At 42.4% G+C, this 17431-nt stretch carries 18 protein-coding genes; 11 read left to right on the top strand and 7 right to left on the bottom strand.

All coding sequences use genetic code 11. The features are described 5' to 3' along the window. Window positions 1–15: 15 nt before the first annotated feature. Complete coding sequence (locus tag ACH3Z1_RS11600; protein WP_490822143.1) at window positions 16–435, bottom strand: cytochrome c maturation protein CcmE domain-containing protein; 420 nt, start codon at window positions 433–435, stop codon at window positions 16–18. 103 nt (window positions 436–538) lie between these two features. Between ACH3Z1_RS11600 and ACH3Z1_RS11595 the strand changes: the two genes are divergently transcribed. From ACH3Z1_RS11595 to ACH3Z1_RS11555, 9 genes are all read left to right on the top strand, one after another. Further along, entirely contained in the window at window positions 539–1072 is a 534-nt protein-coding gene (locus tag ACH3Z1_RS11595; RefSeq protein ID WP_490822142.1) for a hypothetical protein, read from the top strand. A 76-nt stretch (window positions 1073–1148) separates the two neighbouring features. Further along, entirely contained in the window at window positions 1149–2186 is a 1038-nt protein-coding gene (locus ACH3Z1_RS11590; protein ID WP_490822141.1) for an agmatinase family protein, read from the top strand. Window positions 2187–2192: 6 nt separating this feature from the next. Next, window positions 2193–2762, top strand: a complete 570-nt coding sequence (locus tag ACH3Z1_RS11585) for a hypothetical protein (RefSeq protein ID WP_490822140.1) — start codon at window positions 2193–2195, stop codon at window positions 2760–2762. A gap of 89 nt (window positions 2763–2851) precedes the next feature. Beyond that, window positions 2852–4165 (top strand): radical SAM family protein, encoded by a 1314-nt coding sequence (locus ACH3Z1_RS11580; protein WP_490822139.1) that lies wholly within the window; start codon window positions 2852–2854, stop codon window positions 4163–4165. Window positions 4166–4179: 14 nt separating this feature from the next. Then, entirely contained in the window at window positions 4180–5097 is a 918-nt protein-coding gene (locus ACH3Z1_RS11575) for a DMT family transporter (protein ID WP_490822138.1), read from the top strand. An 8-nt stretch (window positions 5098–5105) separates the two neighbouring features. Next, window positions 5106–6326, top strand: a complete 1221-nt coding sequence (locus tag ACH3Z1_RS11570; protein WP_490822137.1) for an MFS transporter — start codon at window positions 5106–5108, stop codon at window positions 6324–6326. A gap of 37 nt (window positions 6327–6363) precedes the next feature. Continuing rightward, entirely contained in the window at window positions 6364–7131 is a 768-nt protein-coding gene (locus ACH3Z1_RS11565) for a sulfite exporter TauE/SafE family protein (RefSeq protein ID WP_490822136.1), read from the top strand. A 234-nt stretch (window positions 7132–7365) separates the two neighbouring features. After that, complete coding sequence (locus ACH3Z1_RS11560; protein WP_490822135.1) at window positions 7366–8250, top strand: hypothetical protein; 885 nt, start codon at window positions 7366–7368, stop codon at window positions 8248–8250. Between the two features lie 117 nt (window positions 8251–8367). Continuing rightward, window positions 8368–9675, top strand: a complete 1308-nt coding sequence (locus ACH3Z1_RS11555) for a bifunctional folylpolyglutamate synthase/dihydrofolate synthase (protein WP_490822134.1) — start codon at window positions 8368–8370, stop codon at window positions 9673–9675. 84 nt (window positions 9676–9759) lie between these two features. Here ACH3Z1_RS11555 and ACH3Z1_RS11550 read toward each other — a convergent pair whose 3' ends face one another. The 6 genes from ACH3Z1_RS11550 to ACH3Z1_RS11525 all read right to left on the bottom strand — a co-directional run bounded on the left by ACH3Z1_RS11550 (window position 9760) and on the right by ACH3Z1_RS11525 (window position 13998). Then, complete coding sequence (locus tag ACH3Z1_RS11550) at window positions 9760–10323, bottom strand: NUDIX hydrolase (protein ID WP_490822133.1); 564 nt, start codon at window positions 10321–10323, stop codon at window positions 9760–9762. Beyond that, window positions 10324–10851 carry a YfiT family bacillithiol transferase gene (locus tag ACH3Z1_RS11545; RefSeq protein WP_490822132.1) on the bottom strand — a complete coding sequence of 176 codons (528 nt, stop codon included), beginning with the start codon at window positions 10849–10851 and terminating at the stop codon, window positions 10324–10326. 166 nt (window positions 10852–11017) lie between these two features. Then, window positions 11018–11782 carry an ABC transporter ATP-binding protein gene (locus ACH3Z1_RS11540; protein WP_490822131.1) on the bottom strand — a complete coding sequence of 255 codons (765 nt, stop codon included), beginning with the start codon at window positions 11780–11782 and terminating at the stop codon, window positions 11018–11020. Between the two features lie 2 nt (window positions 11783–11784). Next, a complete protein-coding gene (locus ACH3Z1_RS11535) occupies window positions 11785–12267 on the bottom strand; it encodes a hypothetical protein (RefSeq protein WP_490822130.1) in 483 nt (160 codons plus the stop codon). Between the two features lie 76 nt (window positions 12268–12343). Then, on the bottom strand, window positions 12344–13357 hold the full coding sequence (fbp, locus tag ACH3Z1_RS11530) for a class 1 fructose-bisphosphatase (RefSeq protein ID WP_490822129.1): 1014 nt from the start codon (window positions 13355–13357) through the stop codon (window positions 12344–12346). A 143-nt stretch (window positions 13358–13500) separates the two neighbouring features. Next, window positions 13501–13998, bottom strand: coding sequence for a CAP domain-containing protein (locus ACH3Z1_RS11525; RefSeq protein ID WP_490822128.1), 498 nt, complete (start codon window positions 13996–13998; stop codon window positions 13501–13503). A gap of 294 nt (window positions 13999–14292) precedes the next feature. Here ACH3Z1_RS11525 and ACH3Z1_RS11520 point away from each other — a divergent pair, with 294 nt between their 5' ends. Beyond that, entirely contained in the window at window positions 14293–15936 is a 1644-nt protein-coding gene (locus ACH3Z1_RS11520; RefSeq protein WP_490822127.1) for a M28 family metallopeptidase, read from the top strand. 173 nt (window positions 15937–16109) lie between these two features. Next, window positions 16110–17372 carry an aspartate kinase gene (locus ACH3Z1_RS11515; protein ID WP_490822126.1) on the top strand — a complete coding sequence of 421 codons (1263 nt, stop codon included), beginning with the start codon at window positions 16110–16112 and terminating at the stop codon, window positions 17370–17372. The last annotated feature ends 59 nt before the right edge of the window (window positions 17373–17431 follow it).

Raw genomic sequence — 17431 nt, 5'->3', positions numbered from 1 at the left:
GCGAAACAATGGCCCTTATTTTGTAGGTTCGGTAGCTACAACGGGCTGATTCTGTTGTGCTTTGGGATCGTCTTTATACTTCGACGGACATTTCAATAAAATATCCTTACACTCAAAATGATCGCCCTGCATTTTTCCTTTTAAAACAAGACGCTCACTTTTTTCCATATCGGTTGGTTTGTTATTGTGGTAAACCACTTTCACACTGTTACCCAATGTATCAACAGCCGTAAATGTGAGGTAGTTGGGGTTTTTTACCGCGTCGTATTCCAGGGGCTGGGTAGTATCCAGTTTGGCGATCAGGTTTACAAATTTTCCTTCTTTCTGACGGGCAGAAGCAATGGTTTCATAAGTAGTCAGATCACCGGTATAACTGATCAGTACAACAATGGCAGCAGCTATCAATACCAGGATGATAATATGTGTTTTTTTCATCTTGTCTCGTTTACGCTGCAAAAGTAGCCCAAAATGAACAAGCAATAGCTGATGTTTGTCAGGCATTGTTGTTAAAAACGAAATCTTTCCACAATTTTAAAGTATGGATACACAGGAAGCCTCTGTTTTACCGGTACAAGATGGGTATCCCGTTTTCATGGGTCGCATAACCGGGTTATGGCTTATACTGGTCTTTATTGCTCTTTGGGTGATGGGACAACTGCCACACCAGCTTGCTGCAAACAGTTCCGGCTGGTTATCGTCATCTTTATCAGGTCAATTGGCAACCATTGTACCGTCTACAATTACGATCCTTTTCATGATTATCCCGTCGAGAAAACTGGCGATCATTTGCCTTTTATCGATGGTATTCCTCCTCGTCAGCTACCATGGTCGAAATACGGCACTAATACTGTCCATATTCCCATTGGCATACCTCCCCTTTATCGTTAAAACTGTGGAATTCCGGAATGCATTGAAATGGACATACAGGTTGATGCTCCTGTCTTTTCTTTGTACTATTCCGGTCATTTCTATCTCTTATACAGCCATTCCGGCCTATAGTCTTCTTGCCAATGCATTGATTCCCTGGCAACGAGTGTTTGTAAGTTTTGTAGAGCGCTTTGAGCCCAAATAGCGCTTTTAAGCTGATTTAATCCCATAATTCAGAAAATTGCTGCAATTTGCAGCCCGTTTGCAATCTAAGAAAGATCATGGCCGACTTATCGCAGTTTAACCCCAACGCCGTTGGTAACCCCAACAACAATATTTTCGGACTTCCCTTTACTGAAGATGATGCCCGTTTGGTCATACTTCCTGTACCCTGGGAAGTAACAGTAAGTTATGGTGCGGGTACTTCACGTGCTGCAGAACATATTCTGAAAGCCAGTATTCAGGTAGACCTGTTTGATGCAGACGTACCGAATGGATGGAGAGAAGGTTTTTACCTGCGTGAAACCAATAAAAAAATCTTACTCAAAAGCGATTACTTACGTAAAGAAGCAGAACTCTATATTGATTATATCTCCAAAGGCGATGAAGTGGAGAAAAACAAGTTCATGTGCAAAAGCCTGAAAGAAATCAATGAAGGCGGCATCTTCCTGAATCAGTGGGTGTATGATGAAACCAAAGCACTGCTAGACAAAGGAAAAATCGTTGGACTTTTAGGTGGCGATCACAGCACCCCACTCGGCTTTATGAAAGCCCTTGCTGAAAAGCATGGCGATTTTGGGGTGTTACAGATTGATGCGCATTGCGACCTGAGAAAGGGATATGAGAATTTCGTCTACTCACATGCATCTATCATGTACAATGCACTCACTGAAATTCCTCAGATACAGAAACTGGTACAGGTAGGTATTCGCGATCTCTGTGAAGAAGAATGGGAATACATCTGCAACAGCCAGTTCAGGGTCATCACTTATTTCGATAAGAATATCAAGGAGCGCCAGTTTGAAGGCGATACCTGGAAACATATTGCAGAAGAAATCATTCAGCACCTGCCACAAAAAGTATACATCAGTTTTGATATTGACGGACTCGACAGAAAATATTGCCCCAATACCGGAACACCTGTACATGGCGGATTTGAAACAGAGGAAGTATTGTATCTTTTCAAAAAAATAAAGGAAAGCGGCAGAGAAATCATCGGGTTCGATCTGGTGGAAATTGGCGTAGGACAAACAGACTGGGACAGCAATGTAGGCGCCCGCCTGTTGTGGAGACTTTGCAACCTGATGGTAAAAAATTAATGAATTATGGCAGCCAGGACTTACGATTATGTGGTAGTATTAAAACAGCGCAATTTTAAACTGGTAGACAATATCAGTCTGATGATGTTATTCCTGGCCATCATTGTACTGATGGAATCGGCACTCACCCCTTTTTCTAACGCATCAATATTCCCTGTAACCGTTGTAGCACTGATCATTGGATGGGTGGCTTTTACCTTTGTAAAAAAGCGGAATGGCAAAACAGCTTACTTCCGTATTGCCATGTTATTTGCTGCCTGGGGATTAATGATGACGCTACCCATGCCCTATACCTGGCTCGCTGCAGTATATGTTATCGCAGCCGTCATTGAAAAACAGGTAAAGTTTCCCAGGGAAGTGGCTTTTGATGAAGAGGAAGTGGTGTTTAATACATTTCCCCGCAGCCATTATCACTGGAGTGAATTCAGTAATGTTGTACTAAAAGACGGACTACTGACCATTGATTTTAAAAACAATAAACTTATACAAAAAGAAATTGATTCCCATGTTGCTCCGCAACTGGAAAAAGATTTCAATGAATTTTGTAAGGAAAGGATGAAGGAGAAAAGTGAATAGTGAGTAGTGAGTAAGGGGAATCAATATTACTCACTACTGACTACTCACTACCGACTACAAACCATTCACCCGCAAAACCAAAACACCCCATGCCCTTATCCCAATCACCATACATCCTCTACTCCGATGGTAACGGAAATATTTTTGAGGACACCAGCCTGTATGCCGTTGGTCGTGCGGGATGGGATGCTTTTCCTATACCTGTTGAAGACTGGATAGAATTGCCCGATGGCGGTAACCTCTATGAATTACCGGGCAGAAGAGGAATAGGTATTGATGTAGTTACCGGCGATATGCGCCTCTGCGAAAAAGGATGGGCAGTTGCAGCGTTCATTCCTCCTGCACATACAGGTTTATACATCGCTGCTTACGAAACCTTACCCGATGCCCCTACCCTGCCTTTGTTCTGTTATACAGCAGCAGGCTGGTTCAACGACAAAACCTATGTACCTGCTGTACGAATTGAAAAAGATATACGCCAGGAATGTGCAGGTTACGACGATAAAAAAATACAAACAGGCACACAGCAATTACTCGAACATTACCCGGAGAACCGACTGGTAAAACATTTGATGGAGAACTGCTGCATGACTTATAACTGCCCTGCTGCAAGAAATTTTTCTTTGTCACGCTGGGAATGTCCTGTTCCTACTTCACCGGCCTGTAATGCCAATTGTGTGGGTTGCATTTCATTTCAGCCCGAAGAAGAGACCATTGTTTCTACACAGGATCGTCTCACATTCAAACCCATGGCGGAAGAGATTGTAGAGTTTACGGTACCACATTTAATGAACGCACCTTTCCCTATTGTGAGTTTTGGTCAGGGTTGTGAAGGCGAACCCTTACTCATGTGGGAAACCATTCGCCAGTCTATCATTGAAATAAGGAAACATACCGACAGAGGCAGTATCAATATCAATACCAATGGTTCTAAACCAGATGCGGTGAAAGCTTTGTGTGAAGCAGGTCTCAACAGCATTCGTGTAAGTACCAATTCGGCACGTAAACATATTTATGAACCTTACTACCGACCCAATAATTATCGTTTCGAAGATATTATGGAGAGCCTGAAAGTGGTAAGAAGTTATGGCGGATGGGCCAGCATCAATTATTTTGTTTTCCCTGGCATGACAGACAGCGTGGAAGAATATGAAGCATTACGGAAGCTGATCATTGAAACAGATCTTTCCATGATCCAGTGGCGTAATTTCAATATTGATCCGGATTGGTACATGGGTAAAATAGGTGTACATGAAACCGGTGAAATGTTGGGTGTAAAACAGCTCATGAGCCTGATACGGGAAGAGTTTCCGGCACTCAGGTTTGGTTATTTCAATCCACCCATCGAAAGAATCAAAGGCAATTACGATCAGCATTTCGCAGGTGCTGAATTATATCAATAGCAGCAACTGCAGGTATGCACCCTGGTAAAAAAGATTATTATATCGGCATTTCACTCGCTGTGCTGGCCACTGTTATCTGGTCGGGTAATTTTGTGATCTCCAGAGCCGTGAATCAGCAAATACCGCCAGTGAGTCTTGCCTTTTACAGATGGGCTTTGGCTACTATTTTAATTGCACCACTGGCTTATCAGAAATTCAAAGCGCAAAAACAACTTGTATTACAGAACTGGAAATACCTGTTCTGGGTATCATTAAGTGGTATTACGTTGTTCAACACTTTTGTGTATGTGGCCGGACATTATACCTCTGCCATCAATATGGCTTTAATCGGCACTACCTCTTCTCCCATTTTCGCTACCATTATGGCCATCATTTTCCTGAAAGAGCGATTGAATATATTCAGGATCGTTGGCATGCTGATTTGTATAGCTGGTATCGTATTGTTGTTATCACAAGGCAGTTGGCAAAAACTGGCTTCCTTTAGTTTTTCCACAGGAGATCTCTGGATACTTGCCGGGGCCCTGGCTTTTGCGGTATATAATATCCTGGTCAGAAAAAAACCAGCAGGTATTACACCCGTCAATTTTCTGTTTGTTATTTTTTTATTCGGTGCCCTGCTGCTGTTGCCGGCCTATCTTATTGAGTTAAGTGTTACAGCACCTGTTCAATGGAATGGAAATATCATTGGATCTATTATCTATCTCGGGCTTGGCACGTCAGTGATTTCTTTTCTCTGTTGGAATGCGGCATTGCAAAAATTGGGAACGGGTACTACTGTTTTATTTGGCAACCTCATCCCCATCTTCAGCACACTCGAAGCTGTCTGGTTATTGGGTGAGCAGATGAATAATATCCATATCATCAGTGGTCTTTTAGTCATTGGCGGACTCATTCTTGCCAATACCATGCAACGCAAAAAAACAATTGCATAATTTACAGTATGACTGTAAAAAAACCTTCAGCGGTCCCTGTTTATATTTTACCCGTTATTGTATTATCACAGTTTGCAGGAACATCGGTATGGTTTGCCGGCAATGCAATTCTTCCTGCTTTGCAGTCACTATATCATTTCCCGGATGACATGTTGAGCAATATCACCATTGCTGTTCAACTCGGTTTTATTACGGGTACTTTATTGTTTGCCCTGCTCACTATTGCCGACAGGTTTTCGCCTGTTAAAGTTTTTATGTTATCTGCTGTACTGGCGGCGGCTTTTAACTGTCTTGTTTTATTCACAGATGGAAATATCAGCTGGATACTTTTACTGCGTTTTCTCACCGGTTTCTTTCTTGCCGGTGTATATCCTGTAGGAATGAAGATTGCAGCCGACTGGTATGCCGCAAACCTTGGTAAGGCTTTGGGTTTTCTGGTAGGCGCATTGGTAGCAGGAAAAGCACTTCCCCATTTATTAAAAGGGCTCAGTGATATCTCCATGTGGAAAGAAGTGATCATGTATACATCCTGTATTGCTGCTACCGGCGGCATCATGGTCGGTCTGTTGCTGAAGAACGGACCTCACAGAACCAAAGCAACCGGTATATCATTCAGTAACCTGCCTGCACTTTTTCATCGCAAAGATTTTAAAGCTGCAGCCTTTGGCTATTTCGGACATATGTGGGAACTCTATACTTTCTGGGCCTTTGTACCTGTTATGCTGAGTTGGTATAACCTACAACAAGCCATCAACCTGAATGTATCTCTATGGTCCTTTTTCATTATAGGCATAGGCACCATCAGTTGTATCATCGGCGGTTATTTTGCGCAAAGGTTGGGGAGTGCAAGGGTAGCTTTTGCAAGTTTATTGGGTTCAGGCATCTGCTGCCTGCTGTCACCGCTTTTTTTCTTATTGCCACCTTCCTTTTTTCTGATAGCCATGATAATCTGGGGTTGTCTTGTGATTGCCGACTCACCACAGTTTTCTGCACTGGTTTCGCAAACAGCAGACAAGAGCCAGAAAGGAACGGCACTCACACTGGTTACATCCATTGGCTTTGCCATAACCATTATCAGCATTGAAATCATGAGTTATTTTTTCATGCATACAACATCCATCATTCCATGGCTTGACAGCAATAAGACAGTAAGTTTTATACTGATGGTACCCGGACCTTTATTCGGATTAATTAGTATGCGATCATTACTCCGGAAACAGGCAGCTTAATATCTATATCTATTATTCAATTATATTGCGCCGCCTGATGGATACAGTTACAATCATATTACTTTGTATAGCCGCTTTCAGCGCCGGTTTTGTAGATGCCATTGTGGGTGGTGGCGGACTCATTCAAACACCTGCTGCGCTTATACTATTACCTGATTTACCAGTCTCCACTGTTATTGGTTCCATTAAAATACCATCTTTCAGCGGTACATTTTTTGCCGCACGTCAATACCTGAAAAGAGTAGCCATGAACTGGCGCTTAACGGCTTTAATGTGTATCACTGCTTTTATGGCTGCATTTGTTGGGTCTGAATTATTGACAGTGGTGAGTAATCGTTTCATGAAACCTGTCATCTTCATTGTATTAATTCTTGTGGCCATTTACACATACAGTAAAAAGAATTTTGGTCAGCAGGTGCATAAAAAACATTCCCCTAAAAAAATCATCTGGCTCAGTTTACTGATCAGTCTGGTGATTGGTTTTTACGATGGTTTTATTGGTCCGGGTGCAGGCAGTTTTCTGGTACTGGCTTTTATTGCCATACTGGGTTTCGATTTTATGCAGGCCAGCGCCAATGCCAAAATCGTGAACCTGTCTACCAACCTGGGTTCCATTGTTTTATTTTTGTTAAAAGGCAGTATTCTATGGACCGTTGCCATCCCCATGGCCATCAGCAATGCCATTGGTGGCATTTTAGGTGCACGTTTGGCCCTCCAGAAAGGCAACCGTTTCATCCGTATCTTCTTCCTGCTGGTTGTTACCGCTACTTTACTGAGATTCGGATATGATGTGTTTTTTGCTTGAGGGTGAGGTGAATCGTGAATGGTCAATCGTCAATGGGGAATAACTGATGACTTGTATTGTACCTGACTACCCTCACTATTCCCCTTCATTCACCATTGACCATTCACGATTCCCCTCCAAGATTAACCTTTATTTATACCCCAAAAGTGGATTACTGCATGGTTGTGGATGTAATTTTCAACATTATTCACCATCGAAAGTCTTAGTCGTACATTTATGAGTAATACTGTTCACATGACCATCGATTTCGAGAAAGAGAAAAATATCAAGGCATCCGCTATTACGGCGGCTATTTGTGGCTTGTTGTTCCTTCTTTTCTTCTTTCTTCAATGGAGTCTCCCTCAAATACCGGCTCCTACTTTTGGAGAAGGCATTGAAGTAAATCTGGGCAACAGTGAAACAGGTTTGGGTGATGTGGCACCACAAATACCAGGCGAGCCTGCTCAGACGGAAGATGTTAAGACAAGTCCTGTTGCATCTGCACCAGTTACTAACCAGGCCAATATTACGGGTGATGAAAATGAGGCGGATGATGCACCTGTTGTTAATAAACCAGTAACAAAGCCGGCAACAAAACCGGTGAGTGATATCAAACCCGCTGTTACTAAACCTGCTACTACCAATAACACAACTCCTACCCCACCTGCACCTAAACCCAAAGCAGTATTTACGGGTGGCACTACCACTGGTACCGGTGGTAATCGTGCGGATAGTTATAATGGTATCCGTAACCAGGGTATTGCGGGCGGCAAAGGCGATCAGGGAAATCCAAATGGTAATCCCAACTCCGACAGTTACACCGGTAATGCAGCAAGTGGTAATGGCGGCGCTGGTGGCAGTGGCGGCGTAAGTATCCGCAACGGACTCGATGGTCGCCGTATCACAAGACTTCCTTCTTTTGAAGACGATTTCAATGAAAATGCAAAAGTGGCTGTAGACATTACGGTAGATAAATCCGGTAATGTAACGGTAGCCGTTGTAAATCCGAGAGGTACCACCACCACCAGTCAGCATATCAGAAACATAGCCCTGCGAAAAGCACGTTCGCTGAAATTAAATGCAGGCACTGCTGAAGAACAAACAGGAACACTGGTGTTCAGCTTTAAATTAAGAGGCTAGGAAAATAAGGAATAGCGGAATAAGAAATAAGGAATGAGAAAGTGATCGATTTCTTGCTCCTTGATTCTTGTTCTTTGATTTCTTTTTCCTTATTTCTCTGTTTCTTTACAGTCTGTTATGACTTACGCCGAAACCCTCGATTATTTATTTACCAGGTTGCCTATGTTCAGCAGACTGGGTGCAGCGGCATATAAAAAAGACCTTACCAATACGATACGTTTATGTGAGGCGTTGGGAAATCCGCAGCAGTATTTTAAAGCTATTCATATTGCAGGCACCAATGGAAAAGGATCAACCAGTCATATGCTGGCTGCCATTTTACAAACTGGCGGATATAAAACAGGCTTGTACACTTCACCACATTTAAAAGATTTTCGTGAACGGATAAAGGTAGATGGAGCAATGTGTTCCGAAGAATTTGTGATTCGATTTACGGAGCGCATCAAACCTTTGATTGAAACCATAGAACCTTCTTTTTTTGAAATTACTGTTGCCATGGCTTTTACCTGGTTTGCAGAACAGCAGGTAGATATTGCCATTATTGAAACAGGTTTGGGTGGAAGACTTGACAGTACCAATATCATTCAACCCGAACTCAGTATCATTACCAATATTGGCTGGGATCATATGAATCTGCTGGGCAACACATTACCCGAAATTGCCGCAGAGAAAGCAGGCATCATCAAAAAAAATATTCCTGTCATCATTGGCGAATCATTACCTGAAACCAGACCGGTTTTTGAAAAACAGTTTGCACTGATCAATGAGGACAGTTCAATACAACCTCCATTTGTATTTGCCAATGAAGAAAGATGGGTAAGCGATTGGCAATACCAGCACCACCTGCTTGAGGTAACAGTTGCTCAACACCGGTCTGATGAACGACAAACTTATCAATTGGATCTTCCGGGTATTTATCAGCTCAAAAACCTGTTAACTGTACTTGCTGCAGCACAAGAACTGGAGACAAAGGGATGGAATTGTCATACAGACATTCTTCAAAAAGCCTTGCCACATGTAAAAAAGAAAACCGGTTTACATGGACGATGGGAACTGGTTCATCAACATCCTTCCGTTATATTAGATGTAGGACACAATGCAGATGGAATGAAAGCCATCCGTGAGCAATTGGAGCATTGTACTTATCAGCACCTGCATATCATCATCGGAATGGTAAAAGACAAAGACATTGATGCAGTGCTGGCCTTATTACCCCAACATGCCTCCTATCATTTTACAGCAGCCAATATTCCACGTGCATTAGATGCGCTAAGCCTACAACAACAGGCTGCTACATTTGGATTGAAAGGAACTGTGTATGCTGATGTAAATATTGCTTTGAAGGAAGTGCTGGCAAAAGCTACTTCCGATGATCTCATCCTCATCTGCGGAAGTGTATTCCTCGTAGGTGAAGTCCGGCTTTAAGTATAGCCTCTGTGAAACTCTGTGGTTTCAACATCATTCTTTAACCACAGAGTTACACGGAGTAAGCACGGAGTTACACAGAGGTTACGCTGAGATTGAGAGCCAATTGAGTTTAATGAGTGCCTCATAGATGGGACCTAACTGCACACCATGCTGAATTTTATTTTCGCGGAGTAATTCTAGAAATTCCGATTTAGAGAACAGCATCACATCAATATCTTCGAACGCATCAAAATTTTTCTTTTCACCGGGTACTGCGTTTTTGGCGAGATAGAAATACGCTGTATTATCGTTGATGGCCGGATTAGGCGCCAGCTTGCATAAAAATTCAACCTCAGATGAATGGTAACCTGTTTCTTCCTGCATTTCACGAATGGCGGCCTGCATAGGTTCTTCCCCTTTATCAATTACGCCACCCGGCAATTCAAATGTAACCTGATCAACAGGGTAACGATACTGCCTGACCAATACAATTTTTTCTTCTGCTGTAATAACCACAATATTGGCCCAGTTGGGTAATTCAACGATATAGTAAGGCTCTATTACCCTGCCATCCGGAAACCTACATGCATCGGCACGTAGCTGTAACCAGCGGTCACTATACACTTTACGGGAATCAATTTTCTCCCAGCGAAGATCTCTCATCATTTACCATCCTTTATTGGCACGCAAGGTAGTAATATGTGCGGTATGATGACGGCCATGCCATGCATACAGCCCCAGTAAAAACCAGAGCGTCATTTCACGGCCATGTTCAGGATGCGTAATTTTTCTTTCCCACTGTTCTGCTGTAAGATCCTTGATGGTAGCCAGCATACGCTGGTGCAGACCATGCAGGATAGTGATAGAAACATTAATAGGCACCACATCTACATCAGCCAGTTTCGCCCATTCATTTTCATCATAAGGTTTAATGGTCGGATTATCCTCCGTTAAGCCCAGCCTGAAACGCATATACGCATTCATATGGCTGTCTGCAATATGATGCACTAGTTGCTGCACCGTCCATCCCCCATCTCTGTAGGCTGTATGCAATTGTGCAGCATCCAGGTTAAGGATAGCTCTTTCTACCTCATCGGGTAAAAACTGTATATCGGCCAGCCATTCTTTTTTCTGTTGTTCCGAATAGGGCTGCGGCTGGTACTTGCCAATCGGGTATCTTGGATCGGTATTCATATGGTCAATGGTCAATGGTCAATGGTCAATGGTCAATGGTCAATGGTCAATGGTCAATGGTCAATGGTCAATGGTCAATAAGGAGAACTTTGTTACGAGTAAGGTTATTGCTTACTCACTAAACTTTTTCATTCACGATTCACCATTGACCATTCACCCTTCCCCCTCACGCCCCCTCCCTCAATAAATGTCCTGTAAGCTGAATAAATACATCTTCCAGGTTTGCTTTCTTTATTTCCTTTGGTTTCTCAAAACCACTGGCCACCAGTTCATCAATCAGTTTATCGGGAGAATTGAGTGTTATGATATTTCCTTTGTCTACAATGGCAACCCTGTCACACAGAATCTCGGCTTCATCCATATAGTGGGTGGTGATGATAACGGTTGTTCCCTTGCCTCTAATCTGTCTGATGAGATCCCATAAATTTCTTCTCGCCTGCGGATCAAGACCTGTTGTAGGTTCATCAAGGAATATTATTTTGGGTGAATTGATTAAAGTGGTGGCAATGGAAAATCTTTGTTTCTGTCCACCACTCAAATCCTTGTATTTGGCTTTGGCTTTATCGCGCAGGTTTACTGTATCAAGTAAAGCCATCGGATCTATTGGCTGGTTGTATAATCCAGCAAACAATTCCAGTAATTCAACCAGGTTCAGTCCGGGGTAATACCCCGAGGTCTGCAATTGCACACCAATGATTTTCTTGATTTCATTGGGTTGTTTATCAAGATTGAAACCATCTACCCAAACCTCACCACTTGTTTTCTCTCTGAGTGTTTCAATAATTTCCAATGTAGTTGATTTACCCGCACCATTTGGTCCGAGTAACCCAAATATCTCTCCCTCCAGCACTTCAAAACTGAGGCCTTTTACCGCTTCAAAATCACCATATTTCTTGTGCAGGTTTTTAACTTTTATAATGGGGTTTGCCATAATCAGAATTTATACACAAGTCCTGCCTGTTGCTGCGAGAGCCCAATACCAAGCGAGGCTTTGTTATGACGTTGATTGAATAATGTGACCGCTGTATACAAATTTCGCTGACTTTGCAGGAGCAGGTAACCACTTGTTAGGGTAGACGCAAATCCTCCCCCTATCAATGCCCATCCCAAACCCTTCTGATCATCTGATGAAAGACTACTGATACCAAAAATCAGCGCAAAACTACCTACAACCCCTAATACCTGTCCTGATATTTTATTTGACTGATGCTTTTGATAAAGACTAATCAATTGCTGGTCGCGTGTCCGATAGAACAGTTGCATAAACTCTTTACTTCCCCTGTATAAAGTATCCCTGTAAAATATACTGTTGGGTTTAGGGTTTGTGATATAATGCATACGCCCCGGTTCCAGTTTTTGCTGGGCATTTAATTCCTGGATAAATAATAAAAACAGGAAACAAAAAATCAATCGCATAAACAAGAGGATAAATAATGAATTTCGAATGATGAAGTTAGGATAAATAATTCCATCATTCCATATTCACTATTCATTATTCAGCATTCAAATGGCTTTCCAGTTCGGCCATCATTTCACTGCTACCGATAAATAAGGGTGTTCGCTGGTGCAGCGCTGTTGGCTGTATATCAAGAATACGCTGTTTCCCGTTAGTGGCTTTCCCGCCCGCTACTTCAAGGATAAAGGCAAAAGGATTGGCCTCATACAATAAGCGCAGTTTACCTTTGGGCTTATCTGTTGTTCCGGGATACATGAAAATCCCTCCTTTAATCAGGTTTCTGTGTACATCGGCCACCATACTGCCAATATAACGCTGGGTATAAGGACCTCCGGTTTCTTTTGTTTTACGCTGACAGGCGTCGATGTATTTTCTTACGTTGATATCGTACTGGAAAAAATTTCCATGATTTACAGAATAGAATTTTCCTGATGGCGGACATTTGATATCGGGGTGACTGAGACAGAATTCTCCGATGGCCGGGTCAAGTGTAAAACCATTTACACCACGGCGGGTAGCATATACAAACATGGTACTCGAACCATAAATGACATACCCTGCCGCCACCTGGCGATTACCCGGTTGTAAAAAATCTTCTTTCACACAGGGCTTTCCTCTTTCGCTGATACGACGGTATACACTGAAGATGGTACCAATAGACACATTCACATCAATATTACCACTACCATCTAATGGATCGAACATCACCACATACTTACTCTGGTTACTCACTTCATCATCAAATACCACAAAATCATCCATTTCCTCACTTCCTATACCCGCACAGCTGATACCATGCTGCAATACGCCCATAAACTGGTTATTGGCATATATATCGAGCTTTTTCACATCTTCACCTTGTACATTAATGGTTCCTGCATCACCGAGAATGTCTACAAGACCGGCTTTGTTTACTTCTACATTCACACGTTTAGCCGCCAGGCCAATATCGCGCAGTAAACTACTCAGTTCACCGGTGGCAGTAGGAAATTGTCTTAATTGCTGTAAAGTAAATTCATCCAGCGTGAGAATTCTTCTGTTCACTGTCATATGCAGGGGCTATCGTTTGAACGAAGGTATTCAATTTGAAAATGTGATAATTTGAAAATTTGAAAATGAGCGGTTGGCTATGTAAGAGTTACACATTAAATGATACTCCTCATTTTCAAATTTTCAAATTATAAATTATCAAATTATTTCCACATAAACAACTGCGTAAAAAACACAACACCCCTGCTATCACGGTAAACACCAATACCTGTGAGAGTATAATTGCCTTCTATGTTTTTTCGGTGACCCGGACTGTTGATCCAGCCGTCAACTACTTCTTTGGCGGATAATTGTCCATAAGCCACATTTTCTGCGGCAGCCCGCATGGTTCCTTCGGTTTTGGAAATGGTGGCTATACGTTGTTCAAAACCATTATGACTGAATGCGGTTTTCTTGAGTGCCATATTCTTACTGTGAAGTGCGGCTTGCTGATCTGCTACAGTTAGTGATGACAATGCACCAAGCCCTTTCTTTTTCCGGTAAGCATTTACATGATAGAGGATATCAGCGGTCATTTCGGCAGCATTGAAACCCGCTTCCGGTTTAGGTGTGTTATTACCTGCAGGACTGATATTCCTGGTGCAGGAAAAAAGCAATACCGGAATCAATAACACCAATAAAAAACTACATTTTTTAATCATCGATATCAATTTAAGTTTTCTTATCATCCCCAGCGAAGCCTCCCCCTTTTTTCCAGTTCTCTGTTCCTTGCCCCGGATTTAAATCCGGGGCAAGGAACAGAGAACTGAGTTAGAGGAGATTTCGCAGGGTTTATTATTGATTATAGACAACAACTATACCAAACACAAAGACATCAGGAAATAAATGTAAGAAAACGTAATTCCGTATCCTTTATATCTGATTAACTGTCTCTTCTACGAAATAAGCCAAAACCGCTAACTTAGAACCCAACTTAATCGTTAAAATTATCAAGCATGTATAAACTATACATCGGTCTTTCCCTTATTGGAATGACTGTATTCACCGCCTGTTCAACCAGTGTTGATCCGGAAGATGGCCTGGCAGCCTTTCAGGCCGACAGTCTTAAGCACCATGTAAGCATACTGGCATCAGACTCATTTATGGGTCGCAAACCATTTACCGAAGGTGAAACCAAAACCATCGACTATTTAACTACCCAGTTTGCCGCAGCAGGTCTCGAACCGGGTAATGGCAACAGCTTTGTGCAGGATGTGCCCATGGTGAGTCTGCTTGCCCAGGCAGCACCTACTATGGAAGTCAATTCAGCCAAAGGCAAATTCAACCTGAAAGCTTTTGATGATTATATCATCTGGACCGATAAAGCCGATGCTACTCAAAGCCTCGACAAATCAGAACTCGTTTTTGCAGGTTATGGTGTGGTAGCCCCTGAATACAACTGGAACGATTACGCCGGACTGGATGTAAAAGGCAAAGTGGTCATGGTAATGGTAAACGACCCCGGCTTTTGGGTGGGTGATACCAGTTTATTCAAAGGCAAAACCATGACCTATTACGGCCGCTGGACCTATAAATTTGAAGAAGCTGCAAGACAGGGTGCCAAAGGATGTCTGATCATTCACAATACGGCAGCCGCCAGTTATCCATTCAGTGTGCAGCAAAACAGTTTCAACACATCACGCTTACAACTCGATACCAGGGGTATGGATGTAAAGAACTGTGATGTGATCGGATGGGTTACCGAGAAAACAGCGAACCAGTTATTTACAGCCGCAGGCTTTGATTCTACACTGCTCAAGAAAGCCAATCAACCCGGATTTAAAGCAGTGCCATTGAACCTGACTGTTTCTACCAGCATGAATGTTCAGGCCACTTATAAAAAATCGTACAATGTAATCGGTAAAATCACAGGCAGCAAGCGACCAGATGAAGTCATCATTTATACAGCACACTGGGATCATCTCGGTATTGGACGACCCGATGCTACAGGCGACTCTATTTACAATGGTGCATTAGACAATGCAACTGGCACTGCCGGTTTATTTGAACTGATCCGTGCATTCAAAAGCATGAAAAAACAACCGGAAAGAACCATCATCTTCCTCGCAGTTACCGCAGAAGAACAAGGTTTGCTGGGCTCTGCCTATTATGCGCAGAACCCGATATACCCTGCCGATAAAACAGTGGCCAATATCAACATGGATGGTCTCAATCGTTTTGAAACCACAAAAGATATTGTGATTGTGGGTGAAGGACAGTCTGATCTCGAAGATTACCTGAAAGAAGCTGTTGAAAAAACAGGTGGTTATATCTCTTATGATTCACATCCCGAAGCAGGTTATTATTATCGCTCCGATCATTTCAATTTTGCCAAAGCAGGTATTCCGGCACTCTATGTTAGTACAGGTACTGATGTGATCAACAAAGGCAAAGAATTTGGTCAAAAATTGAAGGAAGATTATACCGAGAAAAATTATCACCAGCCCTCCGATAGCTACAATCCCGCCACCTGGACCATGAATGGTGCCATCAACGATTTAAAATGGCTGTTCCAGGTAGGAAAAAAACTGGCATTTGAAACACATATGCCAAAATGGAAAGCGGGGTCTGAGTTTAGGGCAGTGAGGGAGAAGAAGTAATTTGAAAATTTGAAAATGTGCTAATTTGAAAATGAAAGGAGTTTTTTGCTGCACAAAAAAACATGTTTTACTTTATAATAAACTATAAAATGAGAGATATTTCATTTTCAAATTAGCACATTTTCAAATTTTCAAATTGTTCTCCCCTAGTTTTGCATCCAAGAATTTAGCACATGAAAGTATTCAAGTTTGGCGGAGCCAGTGTAAATAGTGTTGAGCGTATCAAGAACCTGGCATCTATTGTAGGAACTTATAAAGACGAACAGCTTGTTATTATTATTTCTGCGATGGGTAAAACCACCAATGCGCTGGAGAAAGTGGTGGAAGCATTTTATGCCGGTAAAAAAGAGGAAGCACTACAGCTTTTCGACATCGTCAAGCATCAACATCTTACTACTGCTAAATATTTACTGGTTACACATTACAATGGTTGTGCAGCACAACTCAACGATTTTTTCACAGAAGTAGAATGGCTCTTACACGATAAACCCGTTCGCGAATTTGATTATTATTACGACCAGGTGGTTTGTGTAGGCGAATTACTCAGTACCTGTATCATCAGTCATTTCCTGAACCAGGAAAAAATACAGAACCAGTGGCTGGATGTTCGTGACATCATTCGTACCGATGATAATTTCAGGGATGCGGGGGTTGACTGGACATACACGGAAGAGAAAGCCACTCAAAACTGGCAGTCGGTTCTGGCCGATCAAAACATCCTCATCACACAAGGCTTTATTGGCTCTACTGATGAAAATGAGAGTACCACTTTAGGAAGAGAGGGCAGTGACTATACCGCCGCCATTTTTGCCAATATGCTCAATGCCGAAAGTTTAACCATCTGGAAAGATGTTGAGGGTGTCATGAATGCCGACCCCAAACAGTTTCCGGATGCACAACTCATCAGTGAACTGAATTTTACGGAAGTCATTGAAATGGCTTTTTATGGGGCACAGGTCATACACCCCAAAACCATCAAACCCTTACAGAACAAGGGCATACCGATGTATGTAAAATGTTTTCTCGACCCCTCACTCCCGGGTACCGTCATCCATAAAAAAAATATCAAGGGACTCCCCCCTATTATCGTGATCAAAGAAAAACAGTTGCTGGTACACCTCAACAGCCGCGATTTTTCTTTTATGGGAGAAGAACCCATGCGACAGTTATATGGCATTTTTGCACAAACACGCGTTCGTCCCAACCTCATTCAAACCGGCGCCATCGGTGTTCAGATCTGTATGGATGATAAACAGGATAAAACCGAACAGTTCGCCTCTCAAGCCAGTAATCTCTTCGATGTACAAATAGAAAAAGACCTCCACCTACTCACCATCCGCCACTACAATGAAACACTTGTCACTAAAATGCTGGAGGGAAAGGAGGTTGTTTTAATGCAGAAAACAGGAGAAACGATACAGGCACTCTATAAATAATTTGAAAATGTGCTAATTTGAAAATGACAGGAGTTTTTTTGCTGCACAAAAAATGTTGC

The organism is Sediminibacterium sp. FW305-C-49, from assembly GCF_058231085.1.
The sequence above is the reverse complement of the archived record's forward strand: the minus strand, read 5'-3'. Positions and strand labels throughout refer to the sequence as shown.

Excerpts from the sequence above, each read along its gene's own strand:
- ACH3Z1_RS11600 (WP_490822143.1), bottom strand. The coding sequence starts at position 435 with ATGAAAAAAACACATATTATCATCCTGGTATTGATAGCTGCTGCCATT.
- ACH3Z1_RS11595 (WP_490822142.1), top strand. The coding sequence starts at position 539 with ATGGATACACAGGAAGCCTCTGTTTTACCGGTACAAGATGGGTATCCC.
- ACH3Z1_RS11590 (WP_490822141.1), top strand. The coding sequence starts at position 1,149 with ATGGCCGACTTATCGCAGTTTAACCCCAACGCCGTTGGTAACCCCAAC.
- ACH3Z1_RS11585 (WP_490822140.1), top strand. The coding sequence starts at position 2,193 with ATGGCAGCCAGGACTTACGATTATGTGGTAGTATTAAAACAGCGCAAT.
- ACH3Z1_RS11580 (WP_490822139.1), top strand. The coding sequence starts at position 2,852 with ATGCCCTTATCCCAATCACCATACATCCTCTACTCCGATGGTAACGGA.
- ACH3Z1_RS11575 (WP_490822138.1), top strand. The coding sequence starts at position 4,180 with ATGCACCCTGGTAAAAAAGATTATTATATCGGCATTTCACTCGCTGTG.
- ACH3Z1_RS11570 (WP_490822137.1), top strand. The coding sequence starts at position 5,106 with ATGACTGTAAAAAAACCTTCAGCGGTCCCTGTTTATATTTTACCCGTT.
- ACH3Z1_RS11565 (WP_490822136.1), top strand. The coding sequence starts at position 6,364 with ATGGATACAGTTACAATCATATTACTTTGTATAGCCGCTTTCAGCGCC.
- ACH3Z1_RS11560 (WP_490822135.1), top strand. The coding sequence starts at position 7,366 with ATGACCATCGATTTCGAGAAAGAGAAAAATATCAAGGCATCCGCTATT.
- ACH3Z1_RS11555 (WP_490822134.1), top strand. The coding sequence starts at position 8,368 with ATGACTTACGCCGAAACCCTCGATTATTTATTTACCAGGTTGCCTATG.
- ACH3Z1_RS11550 (WP_490822133.1), bottom strand. The coding sequence starts at position 10,323 with ATGATGAGAGATCTTCGCTGGGAGAAAATTGATTCCCGTAAAGTGTAT.
- ACH3Z1_RS11545 (WP_490822132.1), bottom strand. The coding sequence starts at position 10,851 with ATGAATACCGATCCAAGATACCCGATTGGCAAGTACCAGCCGCAGCCC.
- ACH3Z1_RS11540 (WP_490822131.1), bottom strand. The coding sequence starts at position 11,782 with ATGGCAAACCCCATTATAAAAGTTAAAAACCTGCACAAGAAATATGGT.
- ACH3Z1_RS11535 (WP_490822130.1), bottom strand. The coding sequence starts at position 12,267 with ATGCGATTGATTTTTTGTTTCCTGTTTTTATTATTTATCCAGGAATTA.
- fbp (WP_490822129.1), bottom strand. The coding sequence starts at position 13,357 with ATGACAGTGAACAGAAGAATTCTCACGCTGGATGAATTTACTTTACAG.
- ACH3Z1_RS11525 (WP_490822128.1), bottom strand. The coding sequence starts at position 13,998 with ATGATTAAAAAATGTAGTTTTTTATTGGTGTTATTGATTCCGGTATTG.
- ACH3Z1_RS11520 (WP_490822127.1), top strand. The coding sequence starts at position 14,293 with ATGTATAAACTATACATCGGTCTTTCCCTTATTGGAATGACTGTATTC.
- ACH3Z1_RS11515 (WP_490822126.1), top strand. The coding sequence starts at position 16,110 with ATGAAAGTATTCAAGTTTGGCGGAGCCAGTGTAAATAGTGTTGAGCGT.